Origin of the sequence: Sphaerimonospora thailandensis (genome assembly GCF_016863115.1) — a bacterium.
GTDB lineage: Bacteria > Actinomycetota > Actinomycetes > Streptosporangiales > Streptosporangiaceae > Sphaerimonospora > Sphaerimonospora cavernae.
Map to the genome: position 1 here is coordinate 1 of NZ_BOOG01000028.1, position 18,059 is coordinate 18,059.

An 18,059-nucleotide genomic window follows, 5' to 3' on the forward strand; every position below is an offset into this window, starting at 1 on the left:
GGTTCATGAAGCGGGCGGCGCCGTACGCGGGCAGGCACCACACGCCATCAACCCGGACCAGGCGCACGCCGGGAGAGTCGAGCCAGCGCAGCAGGCACTCGGTCTCCTCCGCCACGGCGGCCGGGGTGGGCCCCGGGCCGGGCGTGACGGTCTCGGCGGTGGCGACCAGCGCCTCGACGTAGGGGGTCGGGTGGGCGCCGCGCGGCATCACGCCGGCCGCGGCGAGCCGGCCGTACCGGATGACGTGGATCTCCCAGCCGCCGTCGAAGGCGGGGGCGGCGGCGACCATCTGCGGGATCGCGGTGAGCGACCTCAGACGCTGCATGCGGGCCGCCGCACGCAGGTAGGCGGCCAGCCGGTCGCGCTCGGCGGCGGCCTCCTCGTAGCGCTGCTCGGCCGCCAGGCGCCGCATGCGCTCCTCCATCGCGGAGAAGACGACCTGCGGATCCTGCTCCATGGCGTGCCTGGCCGCGCTGACGTGCCGGGCGTACGCCTCCCGGCTCTCCCGGCCGTCGCAGGGCGCGCCGCAGCGTCCGATCTCCGCCAGCGCGCACGCGCTGCGGCGGGTGCGCGGCGACAGCCGCTCGGTGCACTGTCGCAGCGGCAGCGCCTCGTGCATGGCGGCGCGGGCGTCGTCGGCCGAGCGGGTGCTGCCGAAGGGGCCCAGGTAGGCCGCGCCGTCGTCCTTCACCTCTCGGACGATGCTGAGCCTGGGGAACGGCTCGTCGGTCAGCTTGAGCCAGACCACCCGCTCCGGGTTGCGCGATCGCCGGTTGTAGCGTGGTTTGGTGGACCCGATCAGCCTGAGCTCGCGGATCTCGGCCTCCAGTGCGGTGGCGCACACGATCGTCCGCACCCGCTCGGCGATGCCGACCATCTCCCTGATCCGCGGCCGCGTCTCGCCCGCCGTGAAGTAGCTGCGGACGCGGTTGCGCAGATGGGTGCTCTTGCCGATGTAGAGTTCCTCGCCCTTGGCGTCCTCGAAGACGTACACGCCCGGGACGCCGGGGACGCCCTCGGCCAGGTGCCGCTTGCGCCGCTGCTCGGGCGTGGGCGTCCTGGAGTAGCCGCGTAGCTCCTCCAGCGTCTGCACGCCGAGCGAGCCGACCCGCGCGATCAGGCCGTGCAGGACGTCGACCGTCGCCCGGGCGTCGGCCAGCGCCCGGTGGCACGGCTCGCTGGGGCTGCGGAAGAACCGGGCCAGCGTGGCCAGCTTGCAGTTGGGGGTCTCGTCGCGGGTGAGCACGCGCCGCGCGAGGTCGGCGGTGTCGACGACCGGGTTGGCGGGCGGGGGACGGCCGCCGGCCGCGCAGGCGGCCCGGATGAACGACATGTCGAAGGGCGCGTTGTGCGCGACCAGGGTCGTGCCGGTGATGAACTCCAGGAAGCTCGGCAGCACCTCGGGGAACTTCGGCGCGGCGACGACCATCGCGTCGGTGATGCCGGTGAGCACCGAGATGAACGGCGGGATGGGGCCGCCGGGGTCGACCAGCGTGGCGAACTCGCCCAGCACCTCGCCGCCGCGTACCTTGACCGCGCCGATCTCGGTGATCGCGTGCTCGGCCGCGGATCCACCCGTGGTCTCCAGGTCGAAGACGACGAACGTCACCTCGCGCAGGGGAGTGCCGAGATCGTCGATGGTGCCTTGTACCGCGTCCACGTCATGACCATAGAGACCGCGACCGACATTCGCCTCTCCGGTCCCACTGACCCCGGAACGGCCACGGGCGCGGCAGCCGTACCCTTGGAAAAAGGACACGATGAGGAGCAGCGACGTGATGAGTTCAGCCGGGGAAGGCCTGTCTCGTCCGTTGCCAGAGCGGGTCCGGTTACACGTCGTGGAGGTCGCGGCGCAGGTGCTGGGCAAGATGCCGGCGGCTGCCGTGCCGTCGCCGCTGCGCGGCATCGCGAAGTTCGAGCCGCGCAAGCGCGCCCGACTCGGCGCCGCGTCGATCGCCGCACAGCTGGAGGCCGACAAGGAGTTCCGCGAGCTTGTAGCCGAGGCGGTCGAGGCGGCCTGGCCCGAACTGGTGGCGGGCCTCGCCGAGGGCGCCGCGCCTCCGGCGGCCGATCCGGTGCTGGTGGCGGCGGCCGCGTACCTGACCCGTCCTCCGGGCTGGCCGGACCTCGTGGAACAGGCACGGGAAGAGATCGAGCGGGCCGCGTCGCTCGGCAGCCAGCGTGAGCAGGCGGAGACCCGGCTGCGCGAGCAGCTGGCCGCGCAGCGCGTCGCGGCCAGGGAAGAGGTCGAGCGGGTCCGCGAGCAGCTCAAGACGTTGCGCGGCGAGAACACCGACCTGCGCCGCAAGCTGCACGACGCGAGGGAACGGGTCAAAGCGGCGGAGGCCAGGGCGGCAGAACTGGCGGCGGAGGCGGAGGCGGCCGAGGCCAGGGCCAGGGCCGTCGAGGCGGGCGGCGCGGCGGACAGCGAGGTGCGCAGGCTCAAGGAGCGTCTGGCGGACGCCGAGCGCCAGATGGAAGCCTCCCGCCGGGCGGCCAGGGAGGGCCGCAGCGTGGAGGAGGTCCGCATCCGGGTGCTCCTCGACGCGCTTCAGGGGACGGTGGCCGGGCTGCGCAAGGAACTCGCCCTGCCTACGATGATCAGCCGTCCCGCCGACTCCGTGGCGGCGGTGGCCCCGGATGCGCCGGGGGTCACGGCGGTCCCGGCCCGGGCGCTCGCCGACGACGACCCCCAGCTCCTGGACCAGCTTCTCGCGATCCCCCACCTGCATCTGATCATCGACGGATACAACGTGACCAAGACGGGTTATCCGTCGCTCACGCTGGCCGACCAGCGGACCCGGCTCCTCACCGGGCTCGGCGGCCTGGCCGTACAGGCCCGTGTGGAGGTGACATGTGTCTTCGACGGCGCCGAGCTGGACGGTCCGGTCCACGTGTCGGCGCCGCGCGGGGTCCGGGTGATGTTCAGCGCACCCGGGGAGATCGCCGACGACCTGATCCGGCGACTGGTGCGCGCTGAGCCGAAGGGCCGGTCGATGGCGGTGGTGTCGTCGGACCGGGAGGTGGCCGACTCCGTACGGCGCATGGGGGCCAGGCCCGTGCCCGCGCTGCTGCTGATTCGCCGTCTCGGCCGAGGCTGACTGGACGGCGGGCGGGGCGGCGCGGGCAGCCGGTATGGGGGTCGGACTGCCGGACCCGGGTTGAAGCTTCAAGATCGCATGAGTAGAGTCGCGCCAGGCTTGGGACGATCTCGAGGGGGCCTTGGTGCGAGGGCGCTTACCGGTGGCCGTCGGCATGGTCGGCGTGCTTCTGCTGCTGCCGAACATGGACGCACAGGCGGATCCGAAGCCGACCGTCGCCCAGGCCAAGGCGAAGCTGAAGAAGCTGAACGAGCAGGCCGACAAGCTCGTGGACCGCTACAACGCAGCCACCGAGAAGTGGAAGAAGGCCAAGAAGCAGTACGTCGCCGTGAACGACGAGTACCGCGAGCACGCCACCCAGGTGGACGCGCTGCGCGACGGGGTCGTCTCCATCGCGGTGAGCGACTACCAGTTCGGCGATCTCGCGTTGAGTGGCGTCTTCTACGGCTCCGACCCCGAATCGGCCCTCAGCGGCATGGCCGCGCTCGACCAGCTCTCGCAGGAGCGGGCCCGGAAACTCGAGCAGTACGAGAGCGCCGTCTCCGGCCTCAAGCGGCGGCGGGACAAGAAGAAGTCGGTCTATGACTCGGCCGTGAAGGTCAAGAAGGACCTGGCCAAGGAGAAGGAGCAGGTCGAAAAGCTCGTCGATCAGCAGACCAAGCTGCTGCGCGAGCTCGGGGCCTTCAACGCCGGCAACCCGAACAGCGCGGGAGCCGTCTACGCAGGACCAGCCTCGGGCAACGCGCTCGCCGCGCTGCAGTTCGCCTACAAGCAGATCGGCAAGCCCTACCGGTACGGCGGGACGGGACCGGGCGCGTGGGACTGCTCCGGGCTCGTCCAGGCCGCCTGGGCGGCCGCCGGGGTGAATCTGCCCCGCACGAGCTACGAGCAGTGGGCGTGGGGCAGCGGCCGGCGGGTGTCGCTCGACGAACTGCAGGCCGGTGACCTGCTGTGGCACTCGGGCTACGGCCACGTGGGGATCTACGCGGGCGACGGCAAGGTCGTCCACGCGCCCCAGACCGGAGACGTTGTGAAAGTCGTCACACTTTCCGAGTACCGTCCCATTGGTGCCGTACGTCCCTGAGGTCGCTATTTGATCTCTTTTCACTAAATGTGAGCAGCGTCACATTTGGCGGAATTTCATCCGGTTATCCTGCGGATTTCTTTTACGCAACGCTTAATGGATCTTCCATTTCATGGGGTGAGCTTTGCCGTTCGCGGACGCGTGCGGATAGCTTCTGGGCCGCGGCGAGCACGGGACTCCGCGTCCCGCTCCCGCATGCAATCCGATGATCTGCCGAGTCCGTGCAGTCAGGAGGCACGGAGCCGGGGAACCAACGACCCCTCGAGTCCAGGGGGTCCGGGGTGAATCGGCGCGTCAGGTGAACACGACCTGGGCGCCGTAGGGCGACTTCCCCGCCCGAACCCGTCAGCTAACCCGGTAGGCGTGAGCGGAAGACCCTAGGAGAGATCCTGTCTACCACCCCCGCGAATCTGTCCCGTCGTGTCTGCCTTGTCCTCGGAGGCGTCGTGCTGACATCCTCCGCCTTCGCCGTACCGGTGTCGGCCGACGACACGGTGACGGTGACCGTGACGAAGGTGACCCCCGCGGCGGCCGAACGGACCGCCTTCCCCAAGAAGGCCTTGCCCAAGAATGCCTTGCCCAAGAAGGCGGCCGAGCCGCCGGTCGGCGCGAAGTCGAGCCGGGCCGCGCGTCAGCGTGCCAAGGCCACGCGGGCCGTCAAGGTCGCCAAGCGGCACATCGGCGACCCCTACCGGTGGGGCGCCACCGGGCCCAGCGCGTTCGACTGCTCCGGCCTGGTCCAGTTCGCCTGGCGCAAGGCGGGGGTACGGCTCCCGCGCACGACGTGGTCCATACGCGGCGCCGTGCCCAAGAAGGTCTCCTGGCGGCATCTCAAGGCCGGTGACCTCATCTTCACCAGCGGCGGCGGCCACGTGGGCATGTACGTCGGGAACGGCAAGATGATCCACGCGCCGCGCAGCGGCGCCCGGGTGCGGATCGACAGGCTCGACTCCTACCGCAGGCGCACCTTCGCCGGAGCCGTACGACCCGGGACCTGACGACCCGGGACCTGACGACGATCGGCGGCGCCCCCCGGGCACTCGTGACACCCGTACGATGCTCGGCATGCTCCGGACCCGTGCCCTGGCGTGGCTGTCGGCACTGGTCAGGCTGTCGGCACTGGTCAGGCCGGCGGTCCTGATCGGGCTGCTGGTCCTGCCCGCCGCCGCGGCACCCGGCGATCGCCTGCTGCCGCGGGCACGGGCGATCGCCGGTGAGCATCCGCGCATCTGGACCGGGGCGTCGCTGGCCCGGGGCGAGCACGTCGTGGTCGTCGGCGGGCGGCGCGGCCTGATCGGCGAGCTCGCCGTGCTGGCCGACCGCGGGAGCCGTACGGTCGCCCGTGTCTGGGGGCGACCGGTCGACGCGGTGGTCCTGGTGCCGGCCACGACGGAGCAGGCGGCGGTGCTGGCCGCGCCCGCGAGCGTCGCAGGGCTCGCCGCGCTCGCGGGCCCGGGCCGCGTGATCATCGAGCCGTCCGGCTTCGCCCGCCTGTCGGCGGCCGGTCGCCGGATCGTCATCACCCACGAGCTCACCCATGTCGCCACGGACGCGGCGGAGACCGGGGACATGCCCGCCTGGCTGGTGGAGGGATTCGCCGACTACGTCGGCTACTCGGGCAGCGGGCTCACGGCCCGCGAGATCGCCGCAGAGCTCGCGGCGGACCTGCGGGCCGGGGCGCCGCCGCACGCGCTGCCCGATCACGCGGATTTCGCGGCCGGCTCGCCGCGGCGGGCCCAGGCGTACGAGGAGGCCTGGCTGGCCTGCCGGTACATCGCGGAGAGATTCGGCGAGAACCGGCTCGTGGCCCTCTACCGCGCCGCGATGGGCACCGGATCGAACGGCCCCGCCGGCATCGACGAGGCGATGCGCGCCACGCTCGGCGTCTCGACCGCCGAGCTCACCCGATCCTGGCTGGCCTACCTACCCGTCGTGATCTCGCGATGACTCGCACCCATGGCCGTCCACCCGCGACAATGCTCTGCGTGGCCTTCGGGTGAGAGGTGTGGGCAGGGGATGGGTGCGAGAACGCTGATCGTCACCAATGACTTCCCGCCCCGGCCCGGCGGCATCCAGGCGTTCGTGCACGGCCTCGCCTGCCGCCTCCCGCCGGACTCGGTCGTCGTGTACGCGCCGCGATGGAAGGGGTGCGAGAGCTTCGACGCGCGGCAGCCGTACGAGGTGGTCAGGCATCCGTCCACGCTCATGCTGCCCACGCGCGCCGTCGCCGCCGGAGCGACCGCCCTCGTGGAGGACGGCGCGACCGTGGTCTTCGGGGCGGCCGCGCCGCTCGGCCTGCTCGCCCCCGCGCTGCGCGCCGCCGGAGCCGCCCGCGTGGTCATGCTGACGCACGGCCACGAGGCGTCCTGGGCGCGCCTGCCCGTCGCCGGCGCGCTGCTGGGCCGCATCGGCGCGGGCGCCGACGCGGTGACCTATCTCGGCGACTACACGCGCCGCCGGCTCGCACCGGTCGTTCCCGAAGCCAAGCTCGTACGGCTCGCCCCCGGGGTGGACACCGCCGTCTTCCGTCCCGGAACGGGCCGGGACGAGGTGCGCCGGGCGCTGGCCCTCGGGGATCGGCCGGTGGTGGTCTGCGTCTCCCGTCTGGTGCCGCGCAAGGGCCAGGACATGCTGATCCGGGCCTGGCCGCTGGTGCTGCGGCGGGTGCCGGACGCCGTGCTGCTCCTGGTCGGCGGCGGCCCGTCGCGCGCCGCGCTGGAGCGGGCGGCCTCCCGGCTCGGTCCGCGGGGCTCCGTCGTGTTCACCGGCTCGGTGCCGTGGGCGGCGCTGCCGGCGCACTACGCCGCCGGCGACGTGTTCGCGATGCCGTGCCGTACGCGGCTGGGCGGACTGGACGTCGAGGGCCTGGGCATCGTCTATCTGGAGGCGTCCGCGACGGGCCTGCCCGTGGTCGCGGGCTCCTCGGGGGGTGCGCCCGACGCCGTACGGCACGGCGAGACAGGATTGGTCGTCGACGGCCGTTCGCCCGGCGACATCGCCCACGCGCTCGCCGGGTTGCTGGCCGACCCCGCCCGGGCACGGGCGATGGGGGAGCGGGGCCGGGCCTGGGTCGAGCGGGAGTGGAACTGGGACGGCGTGGCGGCCCGCTTCGCCGGCCTGCTGTGACATTCCCATTCCCGACATCCCCGACATCCCCCTCGCTCTGAGCGGAGGCCAGGTGGGGCTCAGCCGTACAGCTCGTCGACCTGCTCGGCGAAGTCGCGCAGCACCACGTTCCGCTTGATCGACTGCTTCGGCGTGACGTGGCCGCTCTCCTCGCTCAGCTCGGTGTCGAGGATGACGAACTTCTTGATCTGTTCGGCCCTGGAGACCATCCGGTTGGCGGCGTCGACGGCGGTCTGCACCTCGGCCACCAGGGCCGGATCGGTCACCGCGACCTCCGCCCTGCCTGCGGTCTGCTTCCACTGCTCCAGCGCCTCGGGGTCGAGCGTGACCAGCGCCGCGACGAACGGCCGGTCGTCGCCGACGACGATGGCCTGGCCGACCAGCCGGTGCGCCCGGATCGCGTCCTCCAGCGGGCCGGGGGCCACGTTCTTGCCGCCGGCCGTGACGATGATCTCCTTCTTGCGCCCGGTGATGCGCAGGTAGCCGTCCTGGTCGAGCTCGCCCACGTCGCCGGTGTGGAACCAGCCCTCGGAGTCGATGGCCTCCTTGGTGGCGCGCTCGTTGTTCCAGTAGCCGTCGAAGACATGGCGGCCCTTGACCAGGATCTCGCCGTCGTCGGCGATCTTGACGCTCACCCCCGGGAACGGCTTGCCGACCGTGCCGACCTTGTTCGCGCCCGGGATGTTCACCGTGGAGGGTGCGCTGGTCTCGGTGAGCCCCCAGCCCTCGAACACCTCGATCCCGATGCCCCGGAAGAAATGGCCGAGCCGGTCGCCGAGGGCGGAGCCGCCGGAGACGGCGGCGGTCAGCGCGCCGCCGGTCGCCGCGCGTAGCTTGCCGTACACGAGCTTGTCGAAGAGCGCGTGCTTGAGCCGTACCCCGAGGCCGGCTCCGCCGGAGCCCTCGGCCTTGCTCCAGGCGACGGCCGCGGCCACGGCGGCCTGGAAGATCTTGCCCTTGCCCTCCGTGGTGGCCCTGAGCTCCGCGGCGTTGTAGACCTTCTCGAACACCCGCGGCACGCCCAGCAGGAACGTGGGTTTGAACGACTGGAGGTCGGGGGCGACGTTCTTCATGTTCGGGGTGTGCGCCATGACCGTGCCCGTCTCAAGTAGCACGACCTGGATGATCCTGGGGAAACTGTGCGCGAGCGGCAGGAAGAGCAGCGCCGAGCGTTCGTCCACCTCGAACATCTGCTCAAGCGGCCCCTGCGCCACATTGCGGGCGGTGAACAGCAGGTTGTCGTGGGTGAGCCTGCAGCCCTTCGGCATACCCGTGGTGCCCGAGGTGTAGATGATGGTGGCGAGGTCGCGCCCGCCCCGGCACGAGCGGCGCTCGGCGAGCGTCTCGTCGGTGACCTCGGCCCCGAGTTCGCGGACCGCGTCGAGGCCGCCGCTGTCTATCCCCCACAGCAGGGAGAGGCCGGGCGCGGCCTCCCGCACGGTCTCCTCGTGTGGCGTCGTCTCGGCGAAGACCGCTTTGGCCCCGCTGTCGGAGACGATCCACTTCACCTGCTCCACGGCTGAGGTGTCGTAGATGGGAACGCAGACGGCGCCCGCCGCCCAGATGGCATAGTCGATCAGCGTCCACTCATAGCGCGTACGCGATATGAGTGCGATCCGGTCACCGGGCTCGATCCCCGCCGCGATCAGACCCTTGGCGAGACCCGCCACCTGGTCGCGGAACTCCGACGCGGTGATCGGGGTCCAGGGGGCGTCCGGACCATCGCCGTCCTTGCGGCGGATGACGACGACGTCCGGTTCGTCCGCGCCGCGCTGGAACACCACGTCGGTGCAGTTGGCGGACGAGGGGACGTCGACCAGCACGGGAACGCTGAACTCTCGCACGGCCACTCCTTTGTGCAGGGCTCGCTCTTCGGGTCTCACCGGACGCTATCGCGCGGAAGTTACGCATCGGTAGTTCCGTCACCCAGGCGTTATCCCCGGCATCCACACGGCATCCACACCGCCTCCAAACAGGTGCCCACGCCGGTATTCCAGGGGTATTCACACGGCCCGGGCACACCAGTCCAGCGTGGATCGTGAAGTACGGTTGGCGCATGGCTGATCGCACCTCCTCGAGCATCACGATCGGCGCCGCCCGGTCGTCCGTGATGGCGGTGATCGCGGACTTCGCCGCCTACCCGGAGTGGGCGGGCCAGGTGAAGTCGGCGGAGATTTTGGAGACGGGAGACGACGGCCGGGCCTCCCGGGTCCGGTTCGTCCTCGACGCGGGCGTCATCAGCGACGAGTACGTCCTGGCCTATGACTGGGACGGCGACGCGGGGGTGAGCTGGCGCATCGCCGAGGGCGGGCGGATGGTCTCCGCCCTGACGGGCGGCTACCGGCTGGCCGGCACGTCCGGCGACGGCACCGAGGTGACCTACGAGCTCGCGGTGGACCTGAAGGTCCCCATGATCGGCATGATCAAGCGCAGAGCCGAGAAGGTCATCATCGACACCGCGCTCAAGGGGCTCAAGCGCCGCGTCGAGGGCCGATGAGGGTCCTCCTCTTCACAGGCAAGGGCGGAGTCGGCAAGACCACGGCGGCCGCCGCCACCGCCATGCTCGCCGCCCGGCGAGGGTTGAAGGCGCTGGTCGTCTCCACGGACACGGCGCACTCGCTCGCCGACGCGCTCGCCGCGCCTGCCTCCGGAGAGCCCGAGCCGGTCGAGGCGGCCCCCGGCCTCTACCTCCAGCAGGTCGACACTCAGAAGTCGCTCGAGCGGCACTGGGGTGAACTGCGCGACTACGCGGGCAGGGTGCTGGGGGAGCTGGGACTCGACGAGATCACCTCCGAGGAGCTCACCGTGCTGCCGGGGGCCGAGGAGATCATCGCGCTCCTGGAGTTGCGCGAGCAGGCCCGCTCCGGCGGGTGGGACGTGCTCGTGGTGGACTGCGCCCCCACCGCCGAGACGCTGCGCCTGCTCGCCCTGCCGGAGGCGCTCGACTGGCACGTCAACCGCCTGCTCCCGCTCGGCAGGCGGCTGCTCGGGGCGCTGTCGCCGGTCATCCGGCGGGTCGCGCGGGTCAGCGCCCCCGAGGGGGAGGTGATCTCCGCCGGAGAGCGGCTGCACCGGGGGCTGCTCGAGGTCCGTGAGCTGCTCACCGGCGAGGACGCCTCGGTGCGGCTCGTGCTGACCCCCGAGGCCGTCGTCGTCGCCGAGGCCCGCCGCACGTTCACCTCGCTCAGCCTGTACGGCTACCGCGTGGACGGTGTGATCGCCAACCGGGTCTTCCCCGCCGACGGCGCCGACGAGTGGCGGCGGACGTGGGCGCAGGCGCAGGCGCGGCAACTCGACGTCGTGCACGACTCGTTCGCTCCGCTGCCCGTCCGGATCGCGCCCTACCTTCCCGCCGAGCCGGTCGGTCCGGCGGCGCTCGCCCGGCTCGGTGAGGAGCTGTACGGCGGGGACGACCCCTTCGCCCGTCCCCGCAACGCGCCCCCGATGCGGATGACGGCCGACGAACTCGCCCTGGCGCTGCCGCTCGCCGACCGGGACGACGTCGACCTGGCCCGCAAGGGCGACGACCTGATCATCACCGCCGGCTCCTACCGCCGCGTCATCACGCTTCCGGCGGCCCTGTCCCGCAGGAAGATCGCCTCAGCGGCACTCCGCGGCGGCGTCCTCCGGGTACGGTTCGAGGCAGGAGGGGCGAGATGACGGATATCAATGACGAAACCCGCAAGACCAACCCGCTCGGCTCGGCGGCCGAGGAGGCGCTGAAGCTGTTCGACGCCGTCCAGCAGCGGGTGGGCCGTGAGCTCGGCAAAGGGTTGGTGAAGGGCGGTATGAGCGGGTTCGGTGCGGCCTTCGGCTCCGGCCGCGACAGCCGTACCGACGACGTCTGGGGCGAGGCGGTCGCCGAGAATCACGACGAGGAGTACATTTGCCGCGCCTGCCCTATTTGTCGAGTGATCGCCGCCCAGCGTGAACACGGCGCGGGCGGCGACCTCACCGGTCACCTGATGGCGGCCGGCGGCGAGCTGGTCGCGGCGTTCCGGCAGATGGTCGAGGGCCTGCAGCGCTCGCAGCCGGACGACTCCCGTCCGGACGACAGGCGGGTGGAGCACATCGACCTCGGTTAGAAGCTCGTCAGAAGTTCAGAGAGGAAACGCGGCATGGCGCTGACCATCGGCGTGGACGTGGGCGGCACCAAGATCGCCTCCGGAGTCGTCGACGAGGATGGCGACATCCTCGATCGGACCCTGCGGCACACGCCGGCCGGCAGCGCCGAGAAGGTCGCCCTGACCATCGCCGACGCGGTGTCCGAGCTCGCCTCGCGGCACGTGGTGACGGCCGTCGGGGTCGGCGCCGCGGGATTCGTGGACGAGACCAGGTCGGTCATCCGCTTCGCGCCCAACCTCGCCTGGCGGGAGGAGCCACTGCGCAAGAAGGTCGGCGAGCTCGTGGGCCTGCCCGTGGTGGTCGAGAACGATGCCAACGCCATGGCGTGGGGCGAGTACCGCTTCGGGGCCGGCCGAGGCGAGAGCCACGTGGTGTGCGTGACGATCGGCACCGGCATCGGCGGCGGCATCGTGCTGGCCGGCGAGCTCTACCGCGGCAGGTGGGGGATGGGCGCCGAGTTCGGTCACACCCAGGTGGTGCCCGGTGGCCGCCCCTGCGGCTGCGGCAACCTCGGTTGCTGGGAGAGGTACGCCAGCGGGACCGCGCTGCTGGCCGACGCCAGGCGGGCCGCCGAGGCCGACCCGTCGTCGGCGCCGCATCTGCTCGAGCTCGCCGGCGGGTCGGCGGACGGCATCCAGGGCGAGCACGTGACCGAGGCGGCCCGCCGCGGCGACCCGGCCGCCCACGCGGCGTTCGACGGGCTGGCCGGATGGCTCGCCCAGGGCCTCGCCGACATGGCCGCCGTGCTCGACCCCGGCCGTTTCGTCATAGGGGGCGGCGTCTCCGGCGCGGCCGACCTGTTCCTGGACAAGGTCCGCACCGGTTTCGCCGAGCGGCTCACCGGCCGCGGCCACCGCCCGCCGGCCGAGATCAGGGTCGCCGAGCTGGGGCCGTCCGCCGGGGTGGTCGGGGCGGCGGACCTCGCCCGGCGCCGCTGAGCACGCGAGCACCCGCGTGTTGCGAGTCGCCACGTACAACATCCGATCCCTGCGGGATGATCGGGCCGCCCTGGTCAGGGTGATCAGGGAGGTCCGGCCCGACGTGCTGTGTCTCCAGGAGGCCCCCCGCCTCCTGCGCTGGCGGCGTCGGCGCCGCGAACTCGCCCGCGACGCCGGGATGTCGGTCGCGGCGGGCGGGCGCGTCGGCGGGGTCGCGGTGTTCGTGGGCCCGGCCGTACGGCTCCTGCACGGGAGCGGCCGGCGGCTGCGCTGGTTCGCGGGGCTGGAGTGGCGGGCGATCGCCGTCGCGGTCGTGGAGAAGGAGCGCACGCGGTACGCCGTGTGCTCGGCGCACCTCGACCTGGTCGCGGGGGCCCGGCTGCGCCACGCGACCCAGATCGTGCCGATCCTGGAGCGGACCGCCCGCCGGTTCGGGGCGCTACCGGTGCTGGCCGGGGACATCAACGAGCAGCCCGGCGACCCGGCCTGGCGTTACCTCACCGGCCGCTACGCGGACTGCTTCATCGGTGAGGGCGGCGACGGCGCGACGTTCCCGGCCCGCGCCCCCGGCAGGCGGATCGACGCGGTCTTCGCTGGCGCCGGGCTGTCGGTGGTCTCGTGCGGCTGCCCGGACGTTCCACCCGGCGACCTGCGCGCCGCCAGCGATCACTGCCCGGTCGTCGCCGATCTGCGCCCACTGTGACGGGCCCCGGGCGGCCCGGTCGGGTCGCGGCCGTGCACCGGTCCACGTACGATCTGTGAGATGACCCGCCGTCGGAAACGGTGTGCGGCGCCGTTGTGCGTGCTGTTCGCCGGCCTGCTGGCCGGACATCTCCTACGCGCCACATCGGTGGCGCACGCGCACACACACGTCCAGCCGGACGAGGTCGCCCAGGGCGCCTCCACCGGCAGGTTCGCGGGGGACGCCTCGCTGTCGGATGTCGCGGGCCTGTCGGCCAAGGACATCTGGGCCGTCGGCCAGCAGAACGTGTGGGACACCTGGCGCAACCGCGGTGTTATCACGCACTGGAACGGAGTCTCCTGGACCGACGTGGCCATCCGCGGCGACGCCACCGGGGCCGGGCATCTGCGGTCGGTCGCCGCCGTTTCGCCGAGTGAGATCTGGGTGGTGGGAGACGGCCACGACGGCCTGCCGTACGTCGCGAAGGGATCGCCGGGCGGGTTCGACCGGGTCGACGTGCCGCAGTTCCGCGTGGGTGACTGGCTCGGCGCCGTGGCCGCCTCCCCGGGCAGGGTCGTGTCGGTCGGCAGCCGGGGCGGCAGGGCCTTCATGGCGGTGAGCGGCGGCGTGGGCAAGGGCTGGACCACCAGGAGCGGGCCTGACGGCGTCATCTACGGTGTGGCCCTGGCGGGGAAGTCCGACGGATGGGCGGTCGGCGACTCCGGCACCCGGCCGCTGATGATGCGGCTGTCCGGCGGCCGGTGGAAGCCGGTGGACCTGCCGGAGATCAAGGGCGGATTTCTGCGGGACGTCTACGCCCAGAGCCGCAAACGAGCGATCGCCGTGGGCGGGGTCTACGAGGGCGACGACGACACGATCGCGCCGCTCGTGCTCAGGTGGGACGGCAAGAAATGGTCCCGCGAGCGCCCCCGCTCCGGCGGCAAGGCGCGGTCCCGGGGCAAGACGCTGCCCGGCCAGGCGGAGTTGTACGGCGTGACCGGTGACGGGGACGGGACGTTCTGGGCGGCCGGCTACGACCCGGCGCACCCGGCCGAGGGCTTTCTGCTGCGCCGCAGCGGTTCCAGATGGACGGTCATCCGCGGCCAGGCCCCGCCCCAGAAGGAGGCCCCGCCCCAGAAGGAGGACGCGGGCGAACGGACGGTGCGCCTGCAGGCGGTCGCGCACGTACCCGGTCTCACGGTGGCCGTCGGGCACGTGCTCGACGCGAAGGGCCACTACACCGACCTCGTCGAACGGTTCGGCCCGCCATCAGGCCACGCGGACCAGGCCGGACGGGCAGGTCACACGACCGCGCCGTCGTCCCACCCGGAGTCGGTCGGGGGACCGTCGCCCATGCGGACGACCAGGGTCACGAAGCCCCCGATGAAGGCGGCCACGGCGGCGAAGACGACCCAGCCGTCCATCGACCAGCCGAGCATCGCGGCGAGTAAGAGGTAGGCCGGGCCACCGAAGAGCGCGACCCACGAGAGCCTGCTGAGGAGATCGGCGGGCGGGAGCGGCGGTGGCGGCGGCGGGATGTAGTGATCCTCGTCCTCCGAGGGTGCCTTTCCCGGTGCCTCTCCGGCGTCTGAGGCGTTCGCGCTCTGCGTCTCGCTGTCGTCGTCGGCGACGTTCTCCCGATCAGGCCATGGCTGCGTGGCCGAGGCGTCCTCGGCTGTCTCATTGAATGAGGCGATGATCTGACGCCAGACCTCGTCCTCGTCACTCTGCGGCGTCACTTCGGTCCCGGGTCACAAGTCCTTCGTCAAGGGTACAGAGGCGTGCGAGCGGATGAAGTCGAGGCTGCCCTCGAAGATCACTGGTGCGTCGTTGTCGAGCGTCGCGACGTGATAACTGTCGGTCAACTCCCTGATCTCCAGGTTCTGCCCCATCCTGGCGCGGAGGAACGCGGTGCTCGCCGGTTTTACGACATGGTCGTCGCGGCTGTGGAACACCAGAACCGGCTGGGTGACCTTGTGGATGTCGGCCTGGACGAGCTTCCACAGCCGGGGGAGCGTCGCCGCCGCGCGCACCGGAGTGCGTGTGTAGCCGAGCTCGGCCACGCCGGTCTTCTTGATGTCGCCGGCCACGCCGGGGATCGAGGGCACGACCCATTTCACGACAGGCGCCAGCCGCAGCAGCGGCGTGTCGCCGACCACGGACGGGTTGACCACCACGACTCCCTGGACCGCGTCGCCGTGCACCTCCGCCAGGCGCAGCGCCAGGCTGCCGCCCATGGACAGGCCCATCACGAACGCCTCGGCGCACCGGCCGCGCAGGTCGGCGAAGGCCTTGTCCACCTCCGCGTACCAGTCCTCCCACCGCGTCCGGCTCATCTCCTGCCATGTTGTGCCGTGTCCGGGCAGCCGGGGGAGCGACACGGTCAGCCCGGCCGCCGCGAGGTGCTCGGCCCATGGGCGCATCGACTGCGGCGACCCGGTGAACCCGTGACACAGCAGAACTCCGACATCGCCCCCCTCGTGGTGGTACGGCTCGGCGCCGGGCAGCACTGGCATGGGGGTGAGCCTCCCTGTCACCGGAGCGATCCTGTGGGGTGTACCGCCCGATAGTCCCACGTAAGGCATCGTTAGTGCGAGTGGGTGGGGCGTGCGAAGATGACTTCACGTCTTACCCGAGGGGGGTGCCCGCGTGTTCTACTGGGTGGTCAAGGCCATCCTCTGGCCGATTCTCCATTTCGTCTTCCGCCCGTGGGCGGAGGGGGTGGAGAACGTGCCGAAGGAAGGACCGGTGATCCTGGCCGGCAACCACCTGTCGTTCGCGGATCACTTCTTCGGGGCCGTGTTCCTGCCACGCAAGGTGATCTCCTTGGGCAAGGCCGAGTACTTCACCGGCCGCGGACTCAAGGGGCTGATCAGCCGGGCCTTCTTCTCCGGCGTCGGCACGGTGCCGATCGACCGCTCTGGCGGCAAGGCCAGCGAGGCCGCGCTCCGCACCGGCCTGCGCGTCCTTGGGGAGAACCAGGTGCTCGGCATTTACCCGGAGGGCACCCGTTCTCCGGACGGGCGGCTCTACAAGGGCAAGACCGGTGTCGCGCGGCTCGCGCTGGAGTCCCGTGCGCCGGTGATCCCCTGGGCCATGGTCCACACGTTCGAGATGATGCCGCCCGGCCGGTTGTTCCCCCGATTCGGCATCCGCCCGGGCGTCCGGTACGGCAAGCCGCTCGACTTCTCCCGCTACTACGGCATGGAGGGCGACCGCCTCGTCCTACGCGCGGTCACCGACGAGATCATGTATGCGCTGATGGAGCTGTCCGGCCAGGAGTACGTCGACAAGTACGCCGCCAGCGCGAAAGTCGAGATGGCCCGGGCCGCCCGTAAATCCTCCTGATACAGCCGAACCTCCTGATACGGCCGAACCGGGAAGGTAGCGTGGCTCTGTCCGTCGCCTGTCCCGGGAACACCCGGGTGAGGAGGGAGCCTGCGTGAGCATTCGGGTGAGGAGGGAGCCTGCGTGAGCGTTCGTGTAGACCGCGAGACAGTCTCGGAATATCTGCCCCACCGTCAGATCCTTGTCGTGCTGTCCGGAGTGGCGGCGGGAATGTTGCTGGCCGCGCTCGACCAGAGCATCGTCGGCACCGCCCTGCCGCGCATCGTCAGCGAACTCGGCGGCCTCGACAAGCTGTCATGGGTGGTGACGGCCTACCTGCTCACCTCCACGGCGTCCACCCCACTCTGGGGCAAGATCTCCGACCTGTACGGCAGGCGGATGATCTTCCAGACCGCCATCGGGATCTTCCTCGTCGGCTCCGCGCTGGCCGGGCTGAGCCAGAACATCGGACAGCTCATCGCGTTCCGCGCGCTCCAGGGCCTGGGCGGCGGCGGCCTCATGGCGCTGGCGTTCAGCATCATCGGCGACGTGATCCCGCCCCGGGAGCGCGGCCGCTACCAGGGCTATTTCGGGGCGGTGTGGGGCGTGTCCAGCGTCGCGGGGCCGCTGCTCGGCGGTTTCTTCACCGACGGTCCAGGCTGGCGCTGGATCTTCTGGATCAACATCCCGATCGGCGTGATCTCCCTGCTCGTGACCTCGGTCGCGCTGAAGATCCCCACAGTGCGGCGGGCGCACAAGGTCGACTACCTGGGCGCCGCGGTGATCGTGGCCGGGGTGTCGTGCTTCCTGCTCTACCTCGACTGGGCCGGCGGCGAGCTCGGCTGGACCGCTCCAGGAGCCCTCGCGCTACTCGCCGGATTCGTGTCGCTGGCGGCCCTGTTCGTGCTCGTCGAGCTCCGGGCGGCCGAGCCGATCCTGCCGATGCGGCTCTTCCGCAACTCGATCTTCAGTGTCGGCAACGCCTTCAACTTCCTGGGCGGGCTCGCGATGTTCGGCGGCATGATCTTCCTGCCGGTCTATCTCCAGGCGGTCCAGGGCATGTCGCCGACCATGTCAGGGCTGGCGCTGCTGCCCGCGGTGTTCGGCATCTTCTCCACCTCGATCACCTCGGGGAACCTCATGACCCGGACCGGCCGCTACAAGAGGTTCCCCATCATCGGCGCCGCCGTGCTCCTGATCGCGCTGTGGCTGCTGTCGACCATCGAGGTGGACACGCCGTACTGGCGGGTCGCGATCTACGCGTACCTCTTCGGCGCGGGGCTCGGGTTCACCATGCAGACGGTCGTCACGGCCATCCAGAACGCGGTGGACCGGTCGGACATGGGCACCGCGACCAGCTCGGCCACGTTCTTCCGCTCGATGGGAGCCGCGATCGGCACCGCCGTCATGGGCGCCGTGCTCACCAACCGGCTCAGCCATTACCTGGCCGAACAGTTCGGCGGGCGGGCGCCGTCCGGCGGGATCGACGCCAACAACGTCGCCGCCATCCAGCATCTCCCGTCGCCGGTGAAGGAGCACGTGCTGGTCGCCTTCACCGAGGCCATCGACGACGTGTTCCTCGCCAGCCTGCCGTTCGTCGCCGCCGCGCTGCTCGTGGCGCTGTTCCTCAAGGAGATCCCGCTCGCCACCCGCGCCGAGGAGCCCGTCGCCGTCGG

16 protein-coding genes and 1 riboswitch are annotated in these 18,059 nt (G+C 71.4%); of the genes, 13 read left to right on the plus strand and 3 right to left on the minus strand.

Features of this window, described 5'->3' with window-relative positions:
- On the minus strand, positions 1–1,660 hold a 1,660-nt coding region (locus tag Mth01_RS16080), incomplete at its 3' end, for a DEDD exonuclease domain-containing protein (RefSeq protein ID WP_204016678.1).
- Between the two features lie 118 nt (positions 1,661–1,778).
- Here Mth01_RS16080 and Mth01_RS16085 point away from each other — a divergent pair.
- The 5 genes from Mth01_RS16085 (at position 1,779) to Mth01_RS16105 (ending at position 7,311) form a co-directional block, all read left to right on the plus strand.
- Positions 1,779–3,101, plus strand: a complete 1,323-nt coding sequence (locus tag Mth01_RS16085) for an NYN domain-containing protein (RefSeq protein ID WP_204016690.1) — start codon at positions 1,779–1,781, stop codon at positions 3,099–3,101.
- 124 nt (positions 3,102–3,225) lie between these two features.
- Positions 3,226–4,185 carry a C40 family peptidase gene (locus Mth01_RS16090; protein ID WP_239089719.1) on the plus strand — a complete coding sequence of 320 codons (960 nt, stop codon included), beginning with the start codon at positions 3,226–3,228 and terminating at the stop codon, positions 4,183–4,185.
- Between the two features lie 201 nt (positions 4,186–4,386).
- Positions 4,387–4,564: riboswitch (cyclic di-AMP (ydaO/yuaA leader) on the plus strand.
- Positions 4,565–4,631: 67 nt separating this feature from the next.
- Positions 4,632–5,183 carry a C40 family peptidase gene (locus tag Mth01_RS16095; RefSeq protein ID WP_275408959.1) on the plus strand — a complete coding sequence of 184 codons (552 nt, stop codon included), beginning with the start codon at positions 4,632–4,634 and terminating at the stop codon, positions 5,181–5,183.
- A gap of 67 nt (positions 5,184–5,250) precedes the next feature.
- Positions 5,251–6,132 carry a peptidase MA family metallohydrolase gene (locus Mth01_RS16100; RefSeq protein ID WP_204016679.1) on the plus strand — a complete coding sequence of 294 codons (882 nt, stop codon included), beginning with the start codon at positions 5,251–5,253 and terminating at the stop codon, positions 6,130–6,132.
- Between the two features lie 69 nt (positions 6,133–6,201).
- On the plus strand, positions 6,202–7,311 hold the full coding sequence (locus Mth01_RS16105) for a glycosyltransferase family 4 protein (protein WP_204016680.1): 1,110 nt from the start codon (positions 6,202–6,204) through the stop codon (positions 7,309–7,311).
- A 59-nt stretch (positions 7,312–7,370) separates the two neighbouring features.
- Here Mth01_RS16105 and Mth01_RS16110 read toward each other — a convergent pair whose 3' ends face one another.
- Positions 7,371–9,155: an AMP-dependent synthetase/ligase gene (locus Mth01_RS16110; RefSeq protein WP_204016681.1), complete on the minus strand. Its 1,785-nt coding sequence runs from the start codon at positions 9,153–9,155 to the stop codon at positions 7,371–7,373.
- A 212-nt stretch (positions 9,156–9,367) separates the two neighbouring features.
- Here Mth01_RS16110 and Mth01_RS16115 point away from each other — a divergent pair, with 212 nt between their 5' ends.
- The 6 genes from Mth01_RS16115 to Mth01_RS16140 are packed head-to-tail and all read left to right on the plus strand — an operon-like array spanning position 9,368 to position 14,514.
- Positions 9,368–9,808 carry an SRPBCC family protein gene (locus tag Mth01_RS16115; protein ID WP_204016682.1) on the plus strand — a complete coding sequence of 147 codons (441 nt, stop codon included), beginning with the start codon at positions 9,368–9,370 and terminating at the stop codon, positions 9,806–9,808.
- Positions 9,805–10,971 carry an ArsA family ATPase gene (locus Mth01_RS16120; protein ID WP_204016683.1) on the plus strand — a complete coding sequence of 389 codons (1,167 nt, stop codon included), beginning with the start codon at positions 9,805–9,807 and terminating at the stop codon, positions 10,969–10,971. Before Mth01_RS16115 ends, Mth01_RS16120 begins: the two co-directional genes overlap by 4 nt.
- The gene (locus Mth01_RS16125; RefSeq protein ID WP_204016684.1) at positions 10,968–11,396 is read left to right on the plus strand and encodes a hypothetical protein; all 429 of its coding nucleotides are present in this window, start codon (positions 10,968–10,970) and stop codon (positions 11,394–11,396) included. Before Mth01_RS16120 ends, Mth01_RS16125 begins: the two co-directional genes overlap by 4 nt.
- Positions 11,397–11,429: 33 nt before the next feature.
- On the plus strand, positions 11,430–12,374 hold the full coding sequence (locus Mth01_RS16130) for an ROK family glucokinase (RefSeq protein ID WP_204016685.1): 945 nt from the start codon (positions 11,430–11,432) through the stop codon (positions 12,372–12,374).
- 16 nt (positions 12,375–12,390) lie between these two features.
- Positions 12,391–13,077: an endonuclease/exonuclease/phosphatase family protein gene (locus Mth01_RS16135; RefSeq protein ID WP_204016686.1), complete on the plus strand. Its 687-nt coding sequence runs from the start codon at positions 12,391–12,393 to the stop codon at positions 13,075–13,077.
- Positions 13,078–13,137: 60 nt separating this feature from the next.
- Positions 13,138–14,514, plus strand: coding sequence for a hypothetical protein (locus tag Mth01_RS16140; RefSeq protein WP_204016687.1), 1,377 nt, complete (start codon positions 13,138–13,140; stop codon positions 14,512–14,514).
- A gap of 293 nt (positions 14,515–14,807) precedes the next feature.
- On the opposite strand, the gene Mth01_RS16145 is transcribed toward Mth01_RS16140, so the two are convergent.
- On the minus strand, positions 14,808–15,572 hold the full coding sequence (locus tag Mth01_RS16145) for an alpha/beta hydrolase (protein WP_204016688.1): 765 nt from the start codon (positions 15,570–15,572) through the stop codon (positions 14,808–14,810).
- Positions 15,573–15,705: 133 nt separating this feature from the next.
- On the opposite strand from Mth01_RS16145, the gene Mth01_RS16150 reads away from it, so the two are divergent.
- Complete coding sequence (locus Mth01_RS16150) at positions 15,706–16,404, plus strand: lysophospholipid acyltransferase family protein (protein ID WP_204016689.1); 699 nt, start codon at positions 15,706–15,708, stop codon at positions 16,402–16,404.
- Between the two features lie 123 nt (positions 16,405–16,527).
- The coding region (locus Mth01_RS16155; protein WP_239089720.1) for an MDR family MFS transporter at positions 16,528–18,059 on the plus strand (1,532 nt) is incomplete at its 3' end.